At 67.3% G+C, this 22,521-nt stretch carries 24 protein-coding genes; 15 read left to right on the top strand and 9 right to left on the bottom strand.

Going from position 1 to position 22,521, the window contains the following annotated elements; genetic code table 11:
* Positions 1 to 22 precede the first annotated feature (22 nt).
* From dapD to BUA54_RS08065, 8 genes are all read left to right on the top strand, one after another.
* Positions 23 to 850, top strand: coding sequence for a 2,3,4,5-tetrahydropyridine-2,6-dicarboxylate N-succinyltransferase (gene dapD, locus BUA54_RS08100; protein WP_072856749.1), 828 nt, complete (start codon positions 23 to 25; stop codon positions 848 to 850).
* Complete coding sequence (locus BUA54_RS08095; RefSeq protein ID WP_072856748.1) at positions 850 to 1,179, top strand: hypothetical protein; 330 nt, start codon at positions 850 to 852, stop codon at positions 1,177 to 1,179. The genes dapD and BUA54_RS08095 overlap by 1 nt, the downstream gene beginning before the upstream one ends.
* A gap of 55 nt (positions 1,180 to 1,234) precedes the next feature.
* A complete protein-coding gene (locus BUA54_RS08090) occupies positions 1,235 to 1,483 on the top strand; it encodes a GlsB/YeaQ/YmgE family stress response membrane protein (protein WP_072856747.1) in 249 nt (82 codons plus the stop codon).
* Between the two features lie 84 nt (positions 1,484 to 1,567).
* Positions 1,568 to 2,593: a sodium:calcium antiporter gene (locus BUA54_RS08085; RefSeq protein ID WP_072856746.1), complete on the top strand. Its 1,026-nt coding sequence runs from the start codon at positions 1,568 to 1,570 to the stop codon at positions 2,591 to 2,593.
* A gap of 32 nt (positions 2,594 to 2,625) precedes the next feature.
* Entirely contained in the window at positions 2,626 to 2,961 is a 336-nt protein-coding gene (locus BUA54_RS08080; RefSeq protein ID WP_072856745.1) for a hypothetical protein, read from the top strand.
* Between the two features lie 62 nt (positions 2,962 to 3,023).
* On the top strand, positions 3,024 to 4,166 hold the full coding sequence (gene dapE / locus BUA54_RS08075) for a succinyl-diaminopimelate desuccinylase (protein WP_072856744.1): 1,143 nt from the start codon (positions 3,024 to 3,026) through the stop codon (positions 4,164 to 4,166).
* 96 nt (positions 4,167 to 4,262) lie between these two features.
* Positions 4,263 to 6,512, top strand: a complete 2,250-nt coding sequence (gene rnr / locus BUA54_RS08070; RefSeq protein WP_072856743.1) for a ribonuclease R — start codon at positions 4,263 to 4,265, stop codon at positions 6,510 to 6,512.
* 162 nt (positions 6,513 to 6,674) lie between these two features.
* The gene (locus BUA54_RS08065) at positions 6,675 to 7,940 is read left to right on the top strand and encodes a lytic murein transglycosylase (protein ID WP_072857029.1); all 1,266 of its coding nucleotides are present in this window, start codon (positions 6,675 to 6,677) and stop codon (positions 7,938 to 7,940) included.
* Here the strand turns inward: BUA54_RS08065 and BUA54_RS08060 are convergent.
* From BUA54_RS08060 to BUA54_RS08050, 3 genes are read right to left on the bottom strand one after another with little or no spacing between them, the layout of a single operon-like run.
* Entirely contained in the window at positions 7,920 to 8,381 is a 462-nt protein-coding gene (locus BUA54_RS08060) for a hypothetical protein (RefSeq protein WP_072856742.1), read from the bottom strand. The two genes, BUA54_RS08065 and BUA54_RS08060, sit on opposite strands and share 21 nt — an antisense overlap.
* Positions 8,378 to 8,881: an RNA pyrophosphohydrolase gene (locus BUA54_RS08055; protein ID WP_245810598.1), complete on the bottom strand. Its 504-nt coding sequence runs from the start codon at positions 8,879 to 8,881 to the stop codon at positions 8,378 to 8,380. Before BUA54_RS08055 ends, BUA54_RS08060 begins: the two co-directional genes overlap by 4 nt.
* A 46-nt stretch (positions 8,882 to 8,927) precedes the next feature.
* Entirely contained in the window at positions 8,928 to 9,422 is a 495-nt protein-coding gene (locus BUA54_RS08050) for a L,D-transpeptidase family protein (protein ID WP_072856741.1), read from the bottom strand.
* 82 nt (positions 9,423 to 9,504) lie between these two features.
* Here BUA54_RS08050 and BUA54_RS08045 point away from each other — a divergent pair, with 82 nt between their 5' ends.
* The gene (locus BUA54_RS08045; RefSeq protein ID WP_072856740.1) at positions 9,505 to 10,272 is read left to right on the top strand and encodes a bestrophin-like domain; all 768 of its coding nucleotides are present in this window, start codon (positions 9,505 to 9,507) and stop codon (positions 10,270 to 10,272) included.
* Here the strand turns inward: BUA54_RS08045 and ribA are convergent.
* A complete protein-coding gene (ribA, locus tag BUA54_RS08040) occupies positions 10,269 to 11,339 on the bottom strand; it encodes a GTP cyclohydrolase II (RefSeq protein WP_072856739.1) in 1,071 nt (356 codons plus the stop codon). The genes BUA54_RS08045 and ribA overlap by 4 nt on opposite strands.
* A 159-nt stretch (positions 11,340 to 11,498) precedes the next feature.
* Here ribA and BUA54_RS08035 point away from each other — a divergent pair, with 159 nt between their 5' ends.
* From BUA54_RS08035 to BUA54_RS08025, 3 genes are all read left to right on the top strand, one after another.
* A complete protein-coding gene (locus BUA54_RS08035) occupies positions 11,499 to 12,185 on the top strand; it encodes a response regulator transcription factor (RefSeq protein WP_072856738.1) in 687 nt (228 codons plus the stop codon).
* Positions 12,186 to 12,395: 210 nt separating this feature from the next.
* Positions 12,396 to 12,683 (top strand): SH3 domain-containing protein, encoded by a 288-nt coding sequence (locus tag BUA54_RS08030; RefSeq protein WP_072856737.1) that lies wholly within the window; start codon positions 12,396 to 12,398, stop codon positions 12,681 to 12,683.
* A gap of 53 nt (positions 12,684 to 12,736) precedes the next feature.
* Positions 12,737 to 13,117 carry a rhodanese-like domain-containing protein gene (locus tag BUA54_RS08025; RefSeq protein ID WP_072856736.1) on the top strand — a complete coding sequence of 127 codons (381 nt, stop codon included), beginning with the start codon at positions 12,737 to 12,739 and terminating at the stop codon, positions 13,115 to 13,117.
* Here BUA54_RS08025 and BUA54_RS08020 read toward each other — a convergent pair whose 3' ends face one another.
* Positions 13,118 to 13,879 (bottom strand): TSUP family transporter, encoded by a 762-nt coding sequence (locus tag BUA54_RS08020; protein WP_072856735.1) that lies wholly within the window; start codon positions 13,877 to 13,879, stop codon positions 13,118 to 13,120. It lies immediately after the preceding gene.
* Positions 13,880 to 13,885: 6 nt separating this feature from the next.
* A complete protein-coding gene (gene serB, locus BUA54_RS08015) occupies positions 13,886 to 14,755 on the bottom strand; it encodes a phosphoserine phosphatase SerB (RefSeq protein WP_072856734.1) in 870 nt (289 codons plus the stop codon).
* A gap of 235 nt (positions 14,756 to 14,990) precedes the next feature.
* Here serB and BUA54_RS08010 point away from each other — a divergent pair, with 235 nt between their 5' ends.
* Together BUA54_RS08010 and BUA54_RS08005 are read left to right on the top strand one after the other, a co-directional pair.
* A complete protein-coding gene (locus BUA54_RS08010; RefSeq protein WP_072856733.1) occupies positions 14,991 to 16,163 on the top strand; it encodes an efflux RND transporter periplasmic adaptor subunit in 1,173 nt (390 codons plus the stop codon).
* A gap of 30 nt (positions 16,164 to 16,193) precedes the next feature.
* Positions 16,194 to 19,319 carry an efflux RND transporter permease subunit gene (locus BUA54_RS08005; RefSeq protein ID WP_072856732.1) on the top strand — a complete coding sequence of 1,042 codons (3,126 nt, stop codon included), beginning with the start codon at positions 16,194 to 16,196 and terminating at the stop codon, positions 19,317 to 19,319.
* Here the strand turns inward: BUA54_RS08005 and BUA54_RS08000 are convergent.
* Positions 19,316 to 20,245, bottom strand: a complete 930-nt coding sequence (locus BUA54_RS08000) for an acetamidase/formamidase family protein (RefSeq protein WP_072856731.1) — start codon at positions 20,243 to 20,245, stop codon at positions 19,316 to 19,318. The genes BUA54_RS08005 and BUA54_RS08000 overlap by 4 nt on opposite strands.
* Positions 20,242 to 21,408, bottom strand: a complete 1,167-nt coding sequence (locus tag BUA54_RS07995; protein ID WP_072856730.1) for a M20 aminoacylase family protein — start codon at positions 21,406 to 21,408, stop codon at positions 20,242 to 20,244. The genes BUA54_RS08000 and BUA54_RS07995 overlap by 4 nt, the downstream gene beginning before the upstream one ends.
* Positions 21,409 to 21,565: 157 nt before the next feature.
* On the opposite strand from BUA54_RS07995, the gene BUA54_RS21205 reads away from it, so the two are divergent.
* Positions 21,566 to 21,703 carry a hypothetical protein gene (locus BUA54_RS21205; protein ID WP_178352725.1) on the top strand — a complete coding sequence of 46 codons (138 nt, stop codon included), beginning with the start codon at positions 21,566 to 21,568 and terminating at the stop codon, positions 21,701 to 21,703.
* A gap of 100 nt (positions 21,704 to 21,803) precedes the next feature.
* Here BUA54_RS21205 and BUA54_RS07990 read toward each other — a convergent pair whose 3' ends face one another.
* A complete protein-coding gene (locus BUA54_RS07990; RefSeq protein ID WP_072856729.1) occupies positions 21,804 to 22,472 on the bottom strand; it encodes a ferredoxin reductase domain-containing protein in 669 nt (222 codons plus the stop codon).
* Positions 22,473 to 22,521: the final 49 nt, after the last annotated feature.

Below are 22,521 nucleotides of genomic sequence, written 5' to 3'. Positions count from 1 at the left end.
ACCAGCCAAGAGGTCCGCCCCCATGTCGAACGCCGCTCTGGAAACCGCAATCGAATCCGCCTGGGACGCCCGCGACCAGATCACCCCGGCGACGACCGGCGAAACCCGCGAGGCGATCGAGGACACGCTGAACGCATTGGACTCCGGCACCCTGCGCGTCGCGGAAAAGCAGGCGGACGGATCGTGGCACGTGAACCAGTGGGCCAAGAAGGCAGTGCTTCTATCCTTCCGCCTGAACGACATGGAACCGATCAGCGGCGGTAACGGCGGCAGCACCTGGTGGGACAAGGTGCCGTCCAAGTTCGACGGCTGGGGCGAAAACCAGTGGCGCGACGCGGGATTCCGCGCCGTCCCGGGCAGCATCGTCCGCCGTTCGGCCTTTATCGCCAAGGGCGTCGTGCTGATGCCGTCCTTCGTGAACCTCGGCGCCTACGTGGATGAAGGCACGATGGTCGACGGCTGGGCGACGGTCGGCTCCTGCGCGCAGATCGGCAAGAACGTCCACCTGTCCGGCGGTGTCGGCATCGGCGGCGTGCTGGAACCGATGCAGGCCGGCCCCACGATCATCGAGGACAATTGCTTCATCGGTGCCCGGTCCGAGGTCGTAGAGGGCTGCATCATCCGCGAGGGTTCCGTGCTGGGCATGGGCGTCTTCATCGGCCAGTCCACCAAGATCGTCGACCGCGAGACGGGCGAGGTCACCTACGGCGAGGTGCCGCCCTATTCCGTCGTCGTGGCCGGCACCATGCCGTCGAAGAACGACATCAGCCTGTATTGCGCGGTGATCGTGAAGCGGGTCGACGAACGGACCCGCAGCAAGACCGGCATCAACGAGCTCCTGCGCACCTGATGATCGTCAGCCGCACGGTCGCCCGCCACCGGATCGCCACGGGTACCCGCCCCGGCTGGTTCGGAGCGTGGTCGCTCGTGGCTGTCGACGCCCTCCTGCTCTTCGTGGTAATGGGGCTGGCGTTCGGCGCGGCGCAAGGCCTTTTGCACAGCTGGCCCGTCTGGGCGGCGATCCTAGCCCTCTTCCTCGTCTTCTTCATTCCGTTGCAGATCGTACTGATCACCGCGGCGCTCTGGGCCGCCAAATCGCGATGGATCGGGCATGACGACGGTCTCGAAGGCGGTGCTTCACTTTCCGTTCACGAAGACGGGAACCTTCCTCATTCCTGAGGCGTTCTGTCGCGGAAGGCCCTGTTGGAGGGCAAGACTTACAAAGGAACGTCGTATGGGCTGGCTCGCAGCAATCATCATCGGTGGCATCGCAGGATGGCTTGCCGAACAATTCATGAAGTCCGACATGGGCATCCTCATGAACATCATCCTGGGCATCGTCGGTGCCTTCGTCTTCAACCTGATCTTCGGCACGCTGCTGGGTCTCTATGCCGCCGAAAGCTGGATCAGTTACCTGATCGCCGGTTTCATCGGTGCCTGCCTGCTGATCTGGATCGCACGCCTGGTGCGTCGCAAGACCTGATCACCGCCTGACGGCACGAATCCGACGGCGCGCAGACCCCTGCGCGCCGTTTTTCATTGTCCCGACCTGCAGGACCGCCACCGCATGATCGCCAACCTGTCGCTCCTGCCGCTTCTCGCGGTCTTCCTCGTCGCGGCCGCCGTCGTCGTCGCCGCCTCGATCAAGGCGACGGGGCTGGCCGACGTCATCGCCGATCGGACCAAAATGGGCGAGGCGCTGGTCGGCGGCCTCATCCTCGGCGGCGCCACGTCGCTGGCGGGGGTGGTCGTCTCCGTCGATGCGGCGCTGAACGGCAATGCAAGCTTCGCCTTTTCCAATGCCGTCGGCGGCATTGCAGCGCAGACCCTGTTCCTTGCGCTCGCCGACATGATCTATCGGCGCGCCAATCTCGAACACGCCGCCGCCGAACCCGCCAACCTGTTCCAGGCGGTCCTGCTGATCGGGCTCCTCGCCCTGCCGCTCTGCGCCGTCGCGGGGCCAGAGGTGTCGGTCTTCGGTCTGCACCCGGTCTCCCTCGTCATGTTCGCCGCCTATCTCGGCGGGATGAAGGTTGCATCGATCGTGGCAGAGCAGCCGATGTGGCGCCCGGTCCAGACCGAGGCGACACGAGAGGACACGCCCGACGATCCCGATGCCGCCGGCAAGTCCGCCCTGCGCCCCGCGCTCTACTTCGCCGGTCTGGTGGCGCTGATGGGCCTCGGCGGTCTGGCGATCAGCCAGGTCGGCAGCGCGCTGATCGACCGCTTTGGCCTTGCCTCCTCGCTGGTCGGCGCGGTCATCACCGCCGTCGTCACATCCCTGCCGGAACTGGTGACGACACTCGTCGCCGTGCGCCGCGGCGCGCTGCAACTGGCGGTCGGCGGGATCATCGGCGGCAATACCTTCGACACCCTCTTCCTCGTGGCCTCCGACGCCAGCTACCGCGACGGCTCGCTGTTCCACGCGATCGGCGACAACGACCTCTACTGGCTGACGACGGGCCTCCTGATGACCGCCGTCCTGCTGGGCGGGCTGATCGTGCGGCAGCGGGCCGGGCCCGGGCGGATCGGCATCGAAAGCGTCCTGATGATCCTGATCTACGGCACGGCGCTGGGGCTGGAACTGACTTGACAGGGCGCAGCATCGGCGCGATGCCACCGCCCATGAACAAGCGCACGCAACAGGTCTACACGCTGCTGGTCGAGGTCGGACGGTCGAAGGACGACGGCCTGCCCAGGGATGCCACGGGTGCCGCCCTGATGTGCTACGCCTCCGGCGTGGACGAGGCCGAGGCCGTGCGCGAGACCGTGGCGATCCTCAAGCAGGCCGACCTCTCGCCGCTCGATGTCTCCGGCTATGGCACGCTCGACGAACGGCTCGCCGAAGGCCATGACATCGACGACGACGAACGTGCCCTGATGCAGCGCGCGCTGGACGAAAACAGCGTCATCGTGGCCCAGATGACGCCCTTCTTCGACGACGGCGACGCCACAGCCTGACGGCACCGTTTGCATGCGCCGCAGCCCCGCGCTACCTCTCGGCCAAACCGAAAGGACCGCCCATGCCCCTCGACCCCGTCGACCTGACCGCGCAACTGGTGCGCTGCAACTCCGTCACCCCGGCCGAGGGCGGCGCGTTGGTCCTGCTGGAACGGGTCCTGACCGAGGCGGGCTTCGCCTGCACCCGCGTTGACCGCGGCGGCATCGCGAACCTCTACGCCCGCTGGGGCCGCAAGGGGGCGAACCGCAGCTTCGGCTTCAACGGGCACACGGATGTGGTTCCCGTCGGCAACCCCGACGACTGGACGGTGGACCCCTTCGGCGCGGAAATCCGCGACGGCTTCCTCTACGGCCGCGGGTCGACGGACATGAAATCCGGCGTCGCGGCCTTCGCCGCCGCCGCCTGCGACTTCGTGACGGACACGCCCCCCGACGGCGCCGTGATCCTCGCCATCACGGGGGACGAGGAAGGCGACGCCCGGGACGGCACCACCGCCCTGCTGGACTGGATGGCGACCAACGGCGAGGCGATGACCGACTGCCTTGTGGGCGAGCCCACCAGCCCCGACCACATGGGACAGGCGATGAAGATCGGCCGCCGCGGCTCCATGACCGCATGGTTCACCTTCCACGGGGTGCAGGGCCATTCCGCCTATCCGCACCGGGCGAGGAACCCGCTCCCCGCCATGGCCCGCCTGATGGACCGGCTCGCGGGCCACACACTCGACACGGGCACCGCCCATTTCGACCCGTCCTCACTGGCCATCGTCACGATGGACACCGGCAACCCCGCGACGAACGTGATCCCCGCCACCTGCCGCGCCACGGTGAACATCCGATTCAACGACGACCATACCGGCGCCGCCCTGACCGACTGGATGCAACATGAACTGGACGCGGTCGCCACCGACACCGGCATCCGCATCGACATGGCGGTCAAGATCAGCGGCGAAAGCTTCCTCACCCCCCCCGGCCCCCTCTCCGACCTGATCGGCAAGGCCGTCCAGGCAGAGACCGGCAAGACCCCCGACCTCTCGACCTCCGGCGGCACCTCCGACGCGCGCTTCGTCAAGGACCACTGCCCAGTCGCGGAATTCGGCCTCGTCGGCAAGACCATGCACATGGTCGATGAACGGGTCCCCGTCGCCGACATCCACACCCTCAAGGCGATCTACGCCCGCATCCTGCGCGACTACTTCGCCTGACCTCCTCGCTTTTTTCGAAATACTCCGGGGTCCGGGGCTGGCCCCGGTCCGACATATCGCATGACGAACCACCCGCCCCGTGCTAGGTGCCTCGCCATGACACAGATCCCCTCCAAGACCGAGATCCTCGCCTTCATCGCCGACAACCCGACCCAGACCGCCAAGCGCGACATCGCCCGCGCCTTCGGCATCAAGGGGGCGGACCGCATCCTGCTGAAGCAACTTCTGCGCGAGATGGAGGCGGCGGGCCAGTTGGCGAAACGCCGGTCGTCCTACCGCGATGCGGCGAAGCTGCCGCCGGTCTCGGTTCTGCAGGTCGAGGCGCCCGACGCCGACGGCGACCTTCATGCCCGTCCGCTGGAATGGAACGACGCGCTGCCGCCGCCGCGCATCCTGCTGGCGCTGCGGTCCTCCGATCCCGCACTGGGCGCCGGCGACCGCATCCTCGCGCGGCTGACCGAGACGCCGGGCGAGCCGCACGCCTACCTCGCCCGCATGATCCGGCGAATCGGGACGAACCCCGAACGCATCCTCGGCGTCTACCGCGCCCAGTCCGAGGGCGGCCGCGTCATGCCGATCGACAAGGGGTCGGACCGGCAATACGTTATCGCTGCCGGTGCCACCGGCGGCGCGCAGGACGGCGAACTGGTGGAGGCGGAGCAGACCGGCCCCAAGGGCCGCATGGGCCTGCCCAAGGCACGCATCGTGACCCGGCTGGGCGATCCCTCCGGCCCCCGCGCCGTCAGCCTGATCGCGATTCACCAGCACGGCATCCCCGACCACTTCCCCGACGACGTGGTGGCAGAGGCGGACGCCGCGAAACCCGCGTCCATCAAGGGCCGCAAAGACCTGCGCAAGGTGGACCTGCTGACCATCGACCCCGCCGACGCCCGCGACCACGACGACGCCTGCTTTGTCGACGCCCACGACGACGGCAGCTTCACCATCTGGGTCGCCATAGCCGACGTGGCCCATTACGTCACCCCGGGGTCCGAACTGGACCGCGAGGCGCGCAAGCGCGGCAATTCCACCTATTTCCCCGACCGCGTCGTGCCGATGCTGCCCGATACCCTGTCCGGCGACCTCTGTTCGCTGCACGAAGGCGTCGACCGCGCCTGCATCGCGGTCGAGATGCAGGTGGATGCGGAGGGCAACAAGACCGGCCACACTTTCCACCGCGCGGTGATGAACTCGGTCGCCTCCCTGACCTACGAACAGGCGCAGGCGGCGATGGACGGCAATCCCGACGCCCAGACCGCGCCGCTGGTCGAGACGGTCATCAAGCCGCTCTACGCCGCCTACGCCGTGCTGGCGAAGGCGCGGGAGCGGCGGCAACCGCTGGACCTCGACCTGCCGGAACGGCGGATCGAGCTGGACGAGGATGGCAAGGTCACGGGCATCGCTTTCAAGGACCGTCTAGACGCGCACAGGCTGATCGAGGAATTCATGGTCCTCGCAAACGTCTGTGCCGCCGAGACACTGATCGCGAAGAAAACGCCTCTGCTGTTCCGCGTTCACGAGGAACCGAGCCCCGAGAAGCTCGATGCCCTGCGCGAGGTGGCCGAGGCTTCGGGGCTCGTGCTGGCGAAGGGGCAGGTGCTGAAGACGGCGCATCTGAACCGGCTGCTGGCGCAGGCGGAAGGCACCGATGCGGACGAGCTGATCAACCTCGCGACCCTGCGCAGCATGACGCAGGCCTATTACAACGCTGAAAACTTCGGCCACTTCGGCCTCGCCCTGCGCAACTACGCGCATTTCACTTCGCCGATCCGCCGCTATTCCGACCTGATCGTGCATCGCGCGCTGATCACGGCGCATGGTTGGGGCAAGGACGGCCTGTCGCCCTGGGACATCGAGCATCTGGACGAAACGGCCAAGCAGATCTCGGACACCGAACGCCGGTCGATGGCGGCGGAGCGGGACACGACGGACCGCTACCTCGCCGCCTTTCTGGAGGATCAGGTGGGGGCGGAGTTCGGCGGACGGATCGCCGGAATCGCGCGCTTCGGCGTCTTCGTGAAACTGGACGGCACCGGGGCCGACGGCATGATCCCGATCCGCAACCTCGGGCGCGAGTATTTCCACTACGACGCCGAGACGCAGACCCTGATGGGGTCGGAAACGGGTCAGATCATCGGCCTCGGCCAGCGCGCCCGCGTCCGGCTGGTGGAGGCCGCACCCGTGACCGGTGGCTTGATCGTGGAATTGCTGGAACTGGACGGGCGGACCCAGCCGAAAGGGCCGGCCAAGGGTCGCGGCAAGCCGCCGCGCTTCAAGCAGGGCGCGGCGAAGAAGAAGGCCAACAAGACGGCGCGCAAGGTCAGTCGGGTCCGCCAGGCGCGCTGACGGGAATATCCGGCTTTGCCGTATGCCTCCGGCGGGAGTATTTGGAAAAAAGCGAGGACGGCGGTTGGCGGCCGGTGGAAATGTGCCGGCTGCGGCGGACCGGGGGTAGGCGGGGCGATTCGTGTGGTTATGCTGGGTGGAAACGTCATCGGACACCGAGATATGCGCATTGCCCTGACCCTATGTCTTTCGGTGGCGACGGCCGCCAATGCTGCACCGGAGCGTACATTGCGCCCGTCTGTGCGGCCGCCGGCGGTGACAGTCGCTGCTGCGGTGGCGCCGTTGGCGCGGACCTATGCGCGGGTGCCGGATGCCGGGTTCGATGCCTGGGTGCGGCGGTTCCGGGGGCGGGCGCTGGGGCAGGGGGTGTCAGCGGCCACCTTCGATGCGGCCTTTGCCGACGCGGGGTTCATTCCTGACAGCATTGCGCTGGACCGCAATCAGGCGGAGTTCGTGAAGCCGCTGGCCGATTACATGGCGACCGCTGCCTCTGACACCCGGGTGGCGACGGGGCGGGCGATGCTTGTGCAATATGGCAGCCTGCTGGACCGGATCGAGGCGAAATACGGTGTCGATCGTCAGGTTGTCCTGGCGGTCTGGGGGATGGAGAGCAACTTCGGTGCGCGGCGCGGGGCGGTGCCGCTGATCTCCACCTTGGCCACGCTGGCCTACGAGGGACGGCGGGGGCGCTTCTTCGAAGGGCAGCTGGTGGCGGCGCTGCAGATCCTGCAGCGGGGGGACACGACGCCCGCCCGGATGACCGGATCATGGGCCGGGGCGATGGGGCACACCCAGTTCATGCCGACGAGCTATGCGGCCTATGCCGTGGATTTCACCGGCGACGGGCGCCGCGACGTCTGGTCCGACGATCCGAGCGATGCGCTGGCCTCGACCGCCGCTTACCTGTCTCATTTCGGCTGGACGACGGGCCAGCCCTGGGGGGTGGAGGTGCGGCTGCCCGAAGGGTTCGACTATGGCCTGACCGCGCGCCGCGTGACGCAGTCCGCCGCGGACTGGGCCGCGCTGGGCGTGACCGGCGCCGACGGGCGGGCGGTGCCCGGTCACGGACCGGCCAGCCTGATCACGCCCACCGGGGCGGGCGGGCCGGCGTTTCTGGTGTTCGGAAACTATGACGTCATTCGCCGCTACAACAACGCCGAGGCCTATATCATCGGCGTCGGTCATCTGGGCGACCGGATCGCGGGGGCGGGGCCGCTGTCGCATCCCTTTCCACCGGGCGAGCGCGGGCTGACCCGGGCGGAGCGGGTGGAACTTCAGCAGCGACTGACGGACGCGGGGTTCGGCACCGGCGGGGCGGACGGCAAGATCGGTCCCGCCACGCGCCGGGCGATCCGGGCGTATCAGGCGCGGGCCGGGCTGCCGCAGGACGGCCACGCCGGCGTGGCGCTACTGCAGCGGTTGCGCTGAACAGGCGGCGCCGCCGAGGCAGGCGGCGAGCCGGTCCGTCGTGGCCGTGTCCGGTGCGGGAAAGGTCCAGCCGCCGCAGGGGCCCATGGTCAGCACCGGAACAGGTCCGTCGATCTGCACGAAGGCCAGCAGCGGTTCGGTCCCCGGAAAGCCGCCGCACCACGGCCCGGCACAGGTGACGTTCACCACGACATCCCCGTCATAGGGCACGGTAAAGCCGTCGGGCGTCAGTCCCATGCCGGTCATCCGGCCGGTGGCGGTGGTCGCCTCTGCGATCCCGTCCGTGTTCGGCAGACCGGTCAGCGTGCCTGTCAGGATCAGGTAGGGCAGGTCGCTGGCCGCGGCCTCTGCATAGCTGGTCATCAGATCCGGCGCGCGGCAGGACAGGGCCTGCGCCTGACCGGCGGCCAGCAGAGCCGCGGCGGTCAGCAGCGCCTTCACAGCCGGTCGCCCAGTTCCGCCAGCACCTGCGCATAGACCGCGCGCTTGAAGGGGACGATCGCCTCGACCAGCTGGTCCTTGGGCATCCATTTCCACTCCGAGAATTCCGGATGCTCGGTCGCGATGTTCACGTCCGCGTCGGTGCCGTGAAAGCGGAACAGGAACCACTTCTGTTCCTGCCCGCGATACTTGCCGCCCCAGGCCTTGCCGACAAGGTCGTGCGGCAGGTCGTAGCGGATCAGGCCGCGGGTCTCGGCCTCGACGCTGATCAGCTTCTCGGTGACGCCGGTCTCTTCCCACAACTCGCGCAGGGCGGCATCCAGACATTTCTCTCCGGCATCGACGCCGCCCTGCGGCATCTGCCAGGCCGGGGTATCGCTGTCGCGGCGCTGACCGACGAAGACATGCCCGCGGGTGTTGGCAAGCATGACTCCCACGCAGGGGCGGTAGGGAAGCTGTTCGATCTGGTCGAGTGTCATGAAATGGCCTTGGGTTTTCATCGTCGGGTCCTTTCGTTTGAGGCGGTTCTGCCCCGAACGACCGGCGCTAAGCGATAACAAGCCGAGTGTTATACATAATCCTTGGTGCTATCCACGCCAGATGCGCCCGCGACAGCGCGACGCAACCCGCCGTCGGCCGCCCGGGCCCCCGCCACCGGTGGATGAAGATCGCGGAACCACGGCCTTTCACGGGATAGGGCCAGTTCCAGTCCGAGAGAATCACCAGATCGTACATCGGGTCGGCGCGGCGGAGATTCTCGTGGGACAGGTCGTGCGGCGCGCGGACCATCATGTTGTAGTCGGGGTCATCGACGTCGTCCGACCATAGATCGCCGGGACGGATTGGCACGGCCCATGGCGTAGGCGGCGCGATGCGGTCGGGACGGTAGAGCATGCCGACGATCCGGTGCGTGCCGCGCGGCGTGGCGCCGTCACCTTCGCGCTTGGCGTCCGTCAGGCCACTGCGCCCGATGGTGCAGGGAAACCGCTGACCGCGGAATCGCAGGTGAGTCGGGGTCAGGACGAGGTCGGTGGGTGTCATCGGTTCTTCCTTGCTGTCGCGGGCATAGACCGGTCGGGGTCGCTGGGCTAGCCTTGCGTCAGGACGGGGCGCGGGGGCAGACATGCATCTTTACGAGCTGATGATGGGCTTCGGCATCGCCCTGATCAATGTGGTCGGCGTGCTGGTGATCTATGCCGTCACCCGGGCGATCTGGGGCGGCCGACAGACAGAGGAGACGACGGCCCTCGCCGGGTCGGTGATGACGCGGGTGGCGACGCTGCACGGGCTGATCCTCGCGCTCGTCTTCGCCCAGGAACTGGCGGATTATTCCGACATCCGGTCCGATCTGGTCAGCGAGGCGACGGCGATCGCCGACATCTTCAATGACATCCGCCGCTATGACACGCCGCAAATGGCAGAGGTGCAGGCCACGCTGGCCGCCTACATGCGTCATGTGATCGCCAACGAGTGGGAAACGCTGTCTGACACCGGCAAACTGACCGGCGCGGGCTGGCAGCTGCGCGAGAAGATCCATCAGACGGTGCTGGACCTGAACCCCGACACACCGCGCCGGGAGGATCTGCGCGCGCATATGGTCGCGAAATCCGAACTGATCGCGGAACTGCGCCAGAAGCGCGAGAACAACGCGGTGCGATCCCTGTCGGGTCTGTTCTGGTTTGCGGCGATCGTGGGGCTGGTGTGGGTCGCGGTCCCTTATTTCACCTATGCGCCGACGCCGCTGCACCTGTCGCTGCTGTCGCTTTACGGGGCCTATACCGGCGTGATCCTCTACGTGATCTTCGCGTTCTTGGACCCGTTCTCACAACCGGGCGCGCTGCCGCCAACGGCCTTTACCCAGTTGCTGGCGGGAGAGATGGGTCGCTATTAAAGCAAATGGCCGGACTTGGCCGCCTTGGTGGCAAGATAGGCGTGGTTGTGGGCGTTCTCGCCTACCTTCAGCGGCACACGTTCGACCACGCTGATGCCAGAGGCCTCCATCCGAAGGATCTTGGCGGGGTTGTTGGTCAGCAGTCGGACGGCCGAGAATCCCATTTGCCGCAGGATCGCGGCGCCGATGCGGAAATCGCGCTCGTCGTCGTGAAAGCCGAGTCGATGGTTCGCCTCGACCGTGTCGAACCCCTGATCCTGCAGGGCATAGGCGCGCATCTTGTTGGCCAGCCCGATGCCGCGCCCCTCTTGGTTGAGGTAGAGCAGCACGCCGTGCCCCTCTGCCCCCATCTGCGCCAGTGCGGCGCGCAACTGGGGCCCGCAGTCGCATTTCAGCGATCCCAGCAGGTCGCCGGTGAAGCAGGCGGAGTGCAGGCGCGCAAGCACCGGGCGGGCGCGGTCCGGCTGGCCGATCTCGACGGCGTAATGCTCCTCTCCGCCATCTTGCGGGCGAAAGACGTGCAGGCGGCCGGCCTCTGATACGGACATCGGCAGGCGGGCGCTGACGACGCCGGTCAAGGGCGACATATCCGTCGCGCGGGCGGCGAAGCCGTCGATGACGGTCAGGCCATGCGTTGCCGCAAATGCCGCAGGATCGTCCAGCGGCGCCACGACGGCGGCAGGCAGCAGGCGGGCGGACTTGCACAGGGCGATGGCCGCGCGGGCCAGATCGGCGGACCCGTCGCGCAGGGCGCGCAGCGGCCCCTTCATCGGACTGCGCAGGTCATCCGCGGGGTTGGCCAAAGCTTGCACCCAGGCAGGGCCTGCATCGGTGGGGATCAGGATACGGGCCACGTCGCCATCATAGGCCGCGACCTTCAGCGTCCGCGCGCGCCAGTCGGTGATGGCGACCGCAGCACCCATGTCGCGCAGCAAGGCCAGACGACCGGGCTGCAGCGTCTCGGCCGCCAGAACGACACCGGCCCCGGCCACCACGACGGGCACGCCCATACGCAGGTCCGCGCGGGCCCGGGCCAGTCGTTCGGTATCGTCAGGAGCGAACCCCATGGGTCAAGGCCTTTGCAATCGTCGACCCGACTTAGGCCCTGCCTGCGACAAATGAAACATTTGTATATGAAATCACACGTCCGTGTGAACCTTTTGCAGCACAACTTGTTGATCACGTGACTGCTGCACACCTGTCGTGAAAGAGTTCTGGAGGTCGATATGGCCCAATTGAAGAAAATTCTGCTGGTTGACGATGATGACGACCTGCGCGAGGCGCTGGGCGAACAGCTGTTGATGACCGAAGATTTCGACGTGTTCGAAGCCGACGACGGCGCGACCGCGATGACAAAGGCCAAGGAACAGCTTTACGACCTGATCATCCTCGACGTCGGCCTGCCCGACACCGACGGCAGGGAGCTGTGCCGTCTGATGCGCAAGCAGGGCGTGAAATGCCCGATCGTCATGCTGACCGCGCAGGACAGCGATGCTGACACGATCTACGGCCTCGATGCAGGGGCCAACGACTACGTCAGCAAGCCGTTCAAGTTTCCGGTCCTGCTGGCCCGCATCCGCAGCCAGTTGCGCACCCACGAACAGTCCGAAGACGCGGTCTTCCAGCTTGGGCCATATACCTTCCGCCCGGCGCAGAAGATGCTGGTGACCGAGGACGACAAGAAGGTGCGCCTGACGGAGAAGGAGACGAACATTCTCAAGTTCCTCTACCGCGCCTCCGATGGCGTGGTCGCCCGTGACGTCCTGCTGCACGAGGTCTGGGGCTACAACGCCGGTGTCACCACCCACACGCTGGAAACCCACATCTACCGCCTGCGGCAGAAGATAGAGCCCGATCCCTCCAACGCACGCCTGCTGGTGACGGAACAGGGCGGCTACCGTCTGGTCGCCTAGGCCGGGAACCGAAACCGCGCAGGCGGCGTTACGCCATCAGAGTCCCGCGTCACCGGGTCATGTGACACCCTCCCTGTTGGACTGACCCGGGCCCGGTGCCCGGGTTTTTTTTTACCTTCGCAAAGCATCGCCGCGCCCGGCGCTGTCCGGTTCCCACGACGGCCCCGGCGCGCTAGACTGGCCGCAAAAGAAGCAGAGCAGGAGCATCATATGAGGATCGTCATTGCCGCCGCCTTGGCCGCCACGCTGACCGGCTGCGCCGTGCCGGAGGTCGTGCAGGGCCGTTATGTCGTCGCCGGCGTCGAGGCGGACGACATGCTGAAGCTGCGGGCAGGGCCGGGCACGGGCTATATCGCCGTGCTGGGCCTGCCGAACGGTACGGAGGTCTTCGTCGACAGCTGCGATCCGAACGGCAATACCGCGTGGTGCCGGGTCACGCTGGACGACGGTCAGGGTGTCACCGGCTATGCCAGCAAAGCCTACCTGCGCAAGCTTTGACGCCCGGCGGATCGCACTAGATCAAGGGTGAAGCAACAGAAGGAAGACCCGCGATGAAGACCGCAAAAGACTACCTCGAGGAAGCCAATGCCGTGATCACCCGGATCCCGACCGAAGAGGCCATCAAGAAGCATGGCGCCGACGACGGCGGCATCTGGATCGACGTGCGCGATTCGGGCGACATCGCCAAGACCGGCACCATCAAGGGCGCCAAGCGTGTGCCGCGCGGGTTCATGGAATTCGCCGCCGACCCGGCCTCGCCCTATCACAAGGACTTCCTGAAGCCCGACGGCAAGTACTACCTCGTCTGCGGGGCAGGCGGTCAGGCGGCACTGGCCGGCAAGACGCTGAAGGAAATGGGCTACACCGACGTCACCAACGTCGGCGGTGTGCCCGACTGGAAGAACGCCGGCGGCCCGACCGAAGAGGCGTAATCAGCCCCACATCTGCCAGAGCAGCCGCACGGCGAGCGCCGTCGCGGCTGTCACCAGCACCGGCTTGATCAGGCGCGCGCCGACCCGCATGGCAAGGCGCGATCCCACCCAAGCCCCGGCGATCTGCGCCGCCCCCATCGCCAGCCCGACACCCCACCACGGGCTGGCGACAAGGGCATAGGCCCCGATGCCGCCAAGGTTGGATGCAAAGTTCAGCAATTTGGTATGCGCCGTGGCGCGCAGCACGCCGTAGCCCGCCAGCGCCACGAACCCCAGCATGTAGAACGCCCCCGCGCCCGGCCCGATCAGCCCGTCGTAGAAGGCGACCAGCGGCACGATGGTCAGCGCGAACAGCCCCGGCGCCATGCGCTGCGCCCGGTCGATGTCGTTCAGCCCCGGCTTCAGCGCGAAAAACAGCGCGATCCCGATCAAAAGGACCGGCAGGCCCAGACGGATCACCTCGGTCGGCAGGTGGGACGTCAGCAGCGCCCCGCCCACACCGGCCACCAGCGCCAGCAGCGCGGATTTCATCTGACGCCGCGGATCGACGTGACCGCCGCGGGCATAGCTGATCGCGGCCATCCCGGCGCCGAATACGCCCTGCACCTTGTTCGTGGCGATGGCGGTGACGGGCGGCGCCCCGGCCAGCACCAGCACCGGCACGGTGATCAGGCCGCCGCCGCCGGCAATGGAATCGACCATGCCGGCCACGAAGGCTGCCAGCATCAGCCAGATCAGAACGTCGGTCGCGACTTCGAACATGGCGCGTCAGGTCACGAATGCGCTGCGGGCATAGCCCTGCACGAACAAGAGCGCGGTCAGATCGCCGTGATTGATCCGCACATCGCATTCCGCCTGCACGCTCGGCTTGGCGTGCAGCGCCACGCCGATCCCCGCACGGCCCAGCATGCCAAGGTCGTTGGCCCCGTCGCCGACGGCGATCACGTCGTCCTCGGTCAGGCCAAGGCGGGCGGTGATCTCTTCCAGCGCCGTTACCTTGGCCTGACGGCCAAGGATGGGTCGCGCGACATCGCCGGTCAGCCGGCCACCCTCGACCAGCAGCGTGTTCGCCCGGTGTTCGTCAAAGCCCAGCGCCGCGGCGATGGCCTGCGTGAAGGCGGTGAACCCACCGGATACCAGCGCCGCGTGGCCGCCGTGCGCCTTCATCGTCTGCACCAGTTCATATCCCCCCGGCATCAGCTGGATGCGGGTATCGAGGACGTGGCGGATGATGCTCTCCGGCAGGCCCTTCAACAGGCCCACCCGCTCGATCAGCGCGCCTTCGAAATCGAGCTCTCCGTTCATCGCCTTGGCGGTGATCGCGGCGACCCGGTCGCCCACGCCCGCCTCTGCCGCCAGTTCGTCGATGCATTCCTGCCGGATCATGGTGCTGTCCATGTCGGCCAGCAGCATGCGCTTGTGGCGACTGGCGCTGGGCTGCATCACAAGGTCGATCTCCCGCCGCTGCAGATCCTCCCACACGCCCCAGAACCGGTCCGGCACCCGCTGCACGACAAAGGCCGCCGCCTCGTTCGGGGACAGCCAGTCCACCGGGCCACCGGCCCAGGCCTTGCGCAGGGTCTCTGCCACGGGGGCGTCAAGCTGGCCGGGCTTGGCAATAAGCGTGATCGTGAACATCCCCAAAGCCTTTCGCGTCAGGTTTGCGGTTCAGCTAGCCCGTTTCGCCGGAAGGGAAAAGGGCAGGGACATGCGGCGGCCGCGACAACATGTCATTTGGGCGCCGGTGGTGCAAAACTATCTGACGACCGACGGGATCGTGATGGACGGGCGTATCACCGTGGCGGGACGTCGGGTTTCGTGGCACTAGATTGCATCAGGCAGGCCCGGGTGGCCCCTTGCCCAAGGAGAGCGGATGTCCCTGTTCAAGCAATGCCTGATCGGCCTCGTCGTTCTGGCCGCGGCGCTTGCCGCTTGGATCTTCTACGTTCCATCGGCCCGTGCGCTGCTGGACCGCGCCGGCGTGACCGACCTGCTCGGCATCCCCGCGCAAGAGGCGGAAGCCGAGGCCGCTCCCGCCGGGCCGCGCGGCGGCGGTGGGCCGGCCCGCGTCATCAGCGTCCCGGTCGCCATGGGTGTGCTGGACGACCGCATCAGCGCCATCGGCGACGCGCAGGCGATCCGGTCCGTCACCGTGAGGACAGAGACCGCGGGCCTCGTCCGCCGGGTGGCGGTGGATGACGGCGGCACCGTGGCGCAGGGCGACATCCTCGCGGAACTCGACGACGAGGCGCAGCAGATCGCGGTGTCCAACGCGCAGGTGATGCTGGACGACGCGCAGGCGGAACTGGAACGCCAGACCCAGCTGCGTCAGACCGGCGCATCCGCCGCGGTAACCTTTCAGGCGGCGCAGCTTGCGGTCAAAACGGCGGAACTGGCGGTGCGCCAGGCGGATTTCGACCTGTCGCAGCGCACGGTCCGCGCCCCCATCGCCGGACGGATCGGCCTGCTGGCGGTGGAGGAGGGCGCCCGCATCGCCACGCAGGACGCCATCGGCGTCATCACGGACCAGTCGCAGATGCTGATCGACTTCAGCCTGCCGGAACGGGTGATCGGCCAGATCGCGGTGGGGCAAAAGATCCGCCTGACGCCCCTCGCGCGGCCCGACCAGACACTCGAAGGGCGCATTCGCGCCATCGACAACGTCGTCGATCTGGCCAGCCGCACCCTGCGGGTGCAGGGCGTGGTGGCGAATGACGATGACCTGCTGCGCTCGGGCATGGCCTTCCGCGTCGACCTCGCCTTCGAGGGCGACCCCTATCCGGTGATCGACCCGCTGGCGCTGCAGTGGTCGAACGAAGGCTCCTACGTCTGGGCGGTGCGCGACGGTGCCGCCGCGCGCGTCCCCGTCGTGATCCGCCAGCGCAACGCCGACGACATCCTGGTAGAGGCCGACCTGACCGAAGGCGAGGATGTCATCACCGAAGGCGTGCAGACCCTGCGCGACGGCGCCCCGGTCGAGATCGTGCCATCCGACGCCGCCCGCGCCGCCGTGAACCCGGCAGAGCCGCCACCCACCGCCGACTGACCGCCGTTTCCCCTTCCGCCAAGGCCACCCATGACCCAGACCGGACCAGAGCCAGAGACAGACACGGATGCCCCCGCCCCCGGCGGCACGGCGCTCTTCGTACGCCGCCCGATCCTCGCCTTCGTGCTCAGCGCGCTGATCATCATCGCCGGGATCGCGGGGCTGCTGGGCGTCGAGGTCCGCGAACTGCCAGACGTCGACCGCCCCGTCATCACCGTCCGCACCGATTTCGAGGGCGCCTCGCCCGAGACCGTCGATCAGGAGCTGACAGGACGGATCGAGGGGGCGCTGGGCCGGGTGTCCGGCATCCGCAGCATCTCCTCCAGCTCGGAATTCGGGCAAAGCCGCGTGACGCTCGAATTCGGCGACGACGTCGATCTGGACGTGGCGGCGACGGATGCCCGCGACGCGGTAGCGCGGATCGTGAACAACCTGCCCGAAGGTGCGGACGAACCGCGCATCGTCAAGGCGGACGCCAACGCGCAACCGGTGATCCGTGTCGCGGTCACATCCGCCACGCGGTCGCCGCAGGACCTCACCGACATCGTGCAGGAACAGGTAGAGGATCGGCTGATCTCTGTCGCCGGTGTCGCCGATCTGCAGATCTACGGCGACCGCGCGCCGATCTTTCGCGTCGACATCGACATGGCGGCGCTCGCCAGCCGCGGGCTGACGCTGGCGGACGTGCGGAATGCCCTGTCCGACGTGGCCTTCGACGCGCCCGCGGGCGACCTGTCCGGCAGCCGCCAGACCATCAACGTGCGCACCACCGCCACCGTTGCCACGCCAGAGGCCTTCGGCGATCTGGAACTGGCCGACAACGTCTTCATCCGCGACGTGGCGACCGTGACCCTTGGCCCCGCCCCGAATGAAACCGTGCTGCGGGCGAACGGGCAGACGGGCCTCGGCCTCGGCGTGATCCGTCAGGCGACGAGCAATACGCTGGAAATCTCCAAGGCCGTGCGCGCGGTGGTGGCAGAGCTGGACCGGACCCTGCCCGACGACGTCAGCATCTTCGTCACCTCCGACGATGCGGTCTTCATCAACGGCGCGATCACAGAGGTGCTGAAGACGCTGGGCCTCGCGACGCTGATCGTGGTCGTCATCATCTACATCTTCCTGCGCGACTGGCGGGCGACGCTGATCCCCGCGCTGACCCTGCCGGTGTCGCTGATCGGCACGCTGGCTGCCGTCTACATCGTCGGATTTTCGGTCAACATCCTGACGCTGCTGGCGCTGGTGCTGGCGACGGGGATGGTTGTGGACGACGCCATCGTGGTGCTTGAAAACATCGTGCGGCGCAGGTCCGAAGGGATGGGCGCCCGCGCGGCTGCCGTGCTTGGCACGCGGCAGGTCTTCTTCGCCGTCGTCACCACGACCGCGACGCTGGCCGCAGTCTTCGTCCCGCTGTCGTTCCTGCCCGGGCAGGCGGGCGGGCTGTTCCGCGAATTCGGCTTTACGCTGGCCATCGCGGTCATGCTGTCGTCGCTGGTGGCACTGACGCTCTGCCCTGTGCTGGCCAGCCGCCTGCTGACCCGCGACATGACGCAGGCGCCGCGTGGGCCGATGGTCTGGCTGGGCGACCGCTTGGGCGGCTTCTATGCCGCGACGCTGAAAGGCGCGCTGGCAGCCCCGCTGGTCGTCGTGCTGGTGGCGGCGCTCTTCGGCGCCACGGCGATCCTCGTGGCCGGCGGCATCCGCAGCGAACTGACCCCGCCAGAGGATCGCGCGGTGGCCCTGTTGCGCGTATCGGTGCCGCAGGGGGTGTCGGTCGACTACACCAACGCCAAGATGAAAGAGATCGAGGGCATCATCGACCCGCTCCGCGCCAGCGGCGAGGTCACGAACGTCTTCGCGATCAGCGGGTTCGGCGGCAATGGCGGCTTCATGGTCATCAGTCTGGCCAACTGGGAGGATCGGGCCCGCAGTCAGCAGGAGATCGTGGGCGAGATCAATGGCAAGCTGCGCGGCATCGTCGGCGTGCGGGCCTTCGCGATCCAGCCGAACTCTCTTGGCATCCGTGGTGCGGGCGAGGGGCTGCGCTTTGCCATCACCGGCGACAATTACGAACAATTGGCAGAGGTTTCGGCCACGATGGTAGAGCGGATGCGGCAGGACCCGGCGCTGGGACAGATCGACCTCGGCTACGAGACGACCCAGCCGCAGCTCTTCATCCAGATCGACCGGACACGGGCCGCCGACCTTGGCATCGACATCACCGGGCTGGGGCAGGCCCTGCGCGCGGTGCTGGACGGTGCGCCGGTCGGGTCGGTCTTCATCGACGATACCAGCTACGACATCGAGATGCTGTCGACCCGCGACCCGGTGAACGATCCCGGCGATCTGGAAAACGTCTTCATTCAGTCCGGCGACGGGCAGATGGTGCCGATGTCCAGCTTCGTCACGCTGGAAGAACGCGCCGTCGCCCCCGAACTGACCCGCGAGGGACAGAACCGCGCGGTCGAGATCACCGCCGGGCTGACGCCGGAACTGGCCCTCGGCGCCGCTTTCGATCAGGTGCAGCAGATCGGGGCCGAGGTGCTGGCCGAACAGAACCGCATCGTGCCGCTGGCCGAGGCGGCGACGCTGGACCAGACGGCAGGCGGGCTGGTCGTCACCTTCGGCTTCGCCATCCTGATCGTGTTCCTCGTCCTGTCGGCACAATTCGAAAGCTTCATCTCGGCCATCGTGGTGATGTCCACGGTGCCGCTGGGACTGGCCTGCGCGATCTTCGCGCTGCTGCTGTCGGGGCAAAGCCTGAACGTCTACAGCCAGATCGGGCTGGTGATGCTGGTGGGGATCATGGCCAAGAACGGCATCCTGATCGTGGAATTCGCTAACCAGCTGCGCGACGACGGGCAGGATATCCATTCTGCCATCTTCGATGCCTCCACCATCCGGTTGCGGCCGGTGATGATGACCATGGTCTCGACCGTGCTGGGCGGCGTGCCGCTGATCTTTTCCGCCGGTGCGGGCGCCGAGGCGCGCGAGGCGCTGGGCTGGATCATCGTGGGCGGGCTGGGGCTGGCGACGATCTCGACCCTTTACCTGACGCCGGTCGCCTATCTGCTGCTCGCACGGTTCACCACCCCCAAGGCAGAGGAAGAGGCGCGGCTGGTGCGCGAGTTGCGCGATGCCAAGGCGCTTGGGGCCTAGGTTCCCAGCAGCGCCTTCGCCATCATCATGTGCACGCCCTTGCAGCCGTTGACGGTCTGCGTGATGTGCAGGTCGCCAGCAAGCGAGCAGAGCATATAGGCCTGCGCCCTTGTGATCCCGGCGCGGTCCGCCACCAGCGCGATCATGTCGCGCAGGGCCATCTCCGTGCAGCGTTCAAGGTCCGGGTCCATACCCATCGTGATGTGATGCGTGGGCGTCTCCGCCTGCGGATAGGTCAGCGTCAGATCGCGGCGGATCGTCAGGCGGAACCGGCCGGTCAGCGCGGTCTCGATCGCGGTGATGCAGACCTCTCCATCCCCCTGCGCGCCATGGCCGTCGCCGCAGGAAAACAGCGCGCCGGGCGCGTGGACCGGCAGGTAAAGCGTCGTTCCCGCCACCAGCTCCTTGTTGTCGATGTTGCCGCCGTGGACGCGCGGTTCGATGGTGGAAATCCGACCCCAGTTGGACGGTGGCGCGACCCCCATGACGCCGAAGAACGGCGCGAGCGGCAGGTCCAGACCCCAGGGCATCCGGGCGGTCCCCTTTTCCGCATCCAGCGGCAGGATCGTCAGATGCGTCTCGTCGAAGTCATAGGGCAGGGTGCCTGCCAACGGACGGATCACGTTGTAGCCCCAGTCCTGCCGCAGTTGCACATCAAGGATGTCGACCTGCAGCACGTCGCCGGGAATCGCCCCCGCGACGGCGACGGGGCCGGTCAGGATGTGACCGCGCATCGTCTCGCCTTTGTCGTGGATTGCGTGCAGCTCCGGCGGAACGTGAAACCCCTCCCCCGGCAAGACCTGCGGCCCGCCGGAAACGGTGTGGATCGTCACCTCCTCGCCGCTTTCGATCGTGACGGCGGGGGGCAGGGTCGCGTCGAAGAAGCCCCAGTGACAGGTTTCCGGCCCGGCGTTCAGTGTGGTCATGCGGGCAGCCTTTGTTCGGCCAGTTCGACCCAGTAGGACGCGCCCACCGGGATGATCGCGTCGTTGAAGTCGTATTCCGGGTGGTGCAGCCCCTTGGACGGTCCGTTGCCGATTTGGATGTAGGCGCCGGGACAGGCCTCCAGCATGTAGGCGAAGTCCTCGCCTCCCGTGGTGCGGGGCGCGTCGGTGTTGCAGTCGCCGGCCACGGCACGGGCGGCGGCGGCGGCGAAATCAGTTTCCTCGGCATGGTTCGCCATGACCGGATAGCCGTCCTCGGGCCAGTCGACAGCGGCACGCGCACCATAGGTCTCTGCGGTCAGGGCGGCGATGGACTTGATCCGCGTTTCGATATCCCTGCGCACCTGTGCGTCGAAGGTGCGGACGGTGCCGCGCAGGGTGACGGTCTCGGGGATCACGTTGAAGGCGTCGGATTCCGTGCGGAACGACGTCACCGTGACGACGGCGGCCTGCTGGGGGTCGGTGTTGCGGGACACGATCTGCTGCAGGTTCATCACCAGCGCCGCGCCCGCCAGCGTCGTGTCGATGCAGTTGTTGGGCCGCGCGGCGTGGCCGCCCTTGCCGGTCAGCGTGATCTCGAACAGGTCGACGGCGGCATAGAACGGACCGGGGCGGATGGCGAATGCGCCCTCCGGCAGCAGCGGCGAGTTGTGCATGCCGTAGATCTCGGAAATGCCGAAGCGGTCGATCAGCCCATCCTGCAACATCTCCAGCGCCCCCGCCCCGCCTTCCTCGGCGGGCTGGAACACCACGGCCACGGTGCCGTCGAAGTTCCGCGTCTCGGCCAGATATTGCGCCGCGCCCAGCAGCATCGCCGTATGCCCGTCATGGCCGCAGGCGTGCATCTTGCCGGGCACGGTAGAGGCGTGATCCGCCCCCGTCGCCTCGAGGATCGGCAGCGCATCCATGTCGGCCCGCAGCGCCACGGTCTTGCCGCTGGCGTTGGACTTGCCCCGGATCAGCCCGACGACGCCGGTGCGCCCCATTCCGGTCACCACCTCGTCGCAGCCGAAGGCGCGCAGCTTGTCGGCGACGATGCCACTGGTGCGGTGCGTGTCGTACAGCAGTTCCGGGTTCATGTGAAAGTCGCGCCGCCACGCAGTGACGTCTGCGTGCAGGTCGGAAATGCGGTTGCGGATCGGCATGGTCTGTCCTCGTCTGGGTCCGGCAGGGCGTCTGGCGCCTTGCAGCGCAACAGACTGCCTTGGCCACGGGCGGTCAAGGCGATCCAGCCGACTGCCCAAAATATGGAACTTGCCCGCCAGCGCCCGCGTTGGCCCCTCAACATGAAGGAGATAAATCATGACCGGCAAGACAAACGACGCCATGACGGGCAACGACAAGGCCGTAGAGGCGAACGAGCGCCAGAAGAACCGGCCCGAGGGCGCGGATCATCTGCCGCTCAAGGATGACAAGGCGAAAGCCGACGACAAGTCGTAAGTCGGACCCTGATCCATACGAAAGGCCGCCATCTAGGGCGGCCTTTTTGTGTCTGGGGGTCCGGCCCCCGCCGGACGCGGGGACCGGTGAGGGGCGGCACTTACCACCCGTTTTCGATCACCATCTTGTCCTTCGGCACGCTGAGGTCCGTCAGCGCGTCGCGCATCGCGTTGACGAAGGGCTTCGGCCCGCAGATGTAGAGCGTCTGACCCAGATCATCGAGCAGGTCCTGCAGCATCTCCCGGTCGATCTGGCCCTTGAGGTGATCGGTGTCGGGCTGGTCGCTGATGACATAGGTGGCGCGCAGACCGTCCATCGCGTCCCACTTGTCCTTCAGAATGATGTCGCGGTCGGTCTTGTTGGCAAAGATCAGGCGGTCGCCCGTCACGCCGTCCTTTTCGTGCTTGTCCAGCAGCGGGATGAAGGGCGTGACACCGGCACCCGCCGCCAGAAATACGCCCTGCCCGTGGTCGGTGATCGCACCCGCCGGGTCTTCGGCGATGAATGCATCGCCGGGCTTCAGGTCGGGAATCTGCTTGGTCACGCCGTCGTGGTCCGGATAGGACTTGATGACGAATTCGACGGCTTCGTCCTCGGGCTGCGAGGTCATGGTAAAGGGTCGGTCCTCGTCCCGCCAGCCGTCGCGGTCCAGCGCCATGTGCGTCGCCTGACCGGCCTCGAAGTCGAAGCCTTCGGGCCGGTCGCAGACCAGATGCCATGTGTCATGGGTCACGGGGGTCAGCGACGTGATCGTCAGGGTATGGGTCATCGGAATTCTCCTGCCTTGGTTGCAGGGAAAACCCCCGGGCCGGGCCGGG

It is taken from the genome of Loktanella atrilutea, from assembly GCF_900128995.1.
GTDB lineage: Bacteria > Pseudomonadota > Alphaproteobacteria > Rhodobacterales > Rhodobacteraceae > Loktanella > Loktanella atrilutea.
This window is presented reverse-complemented; position numbering and strand designations above follow the sequence as displayed.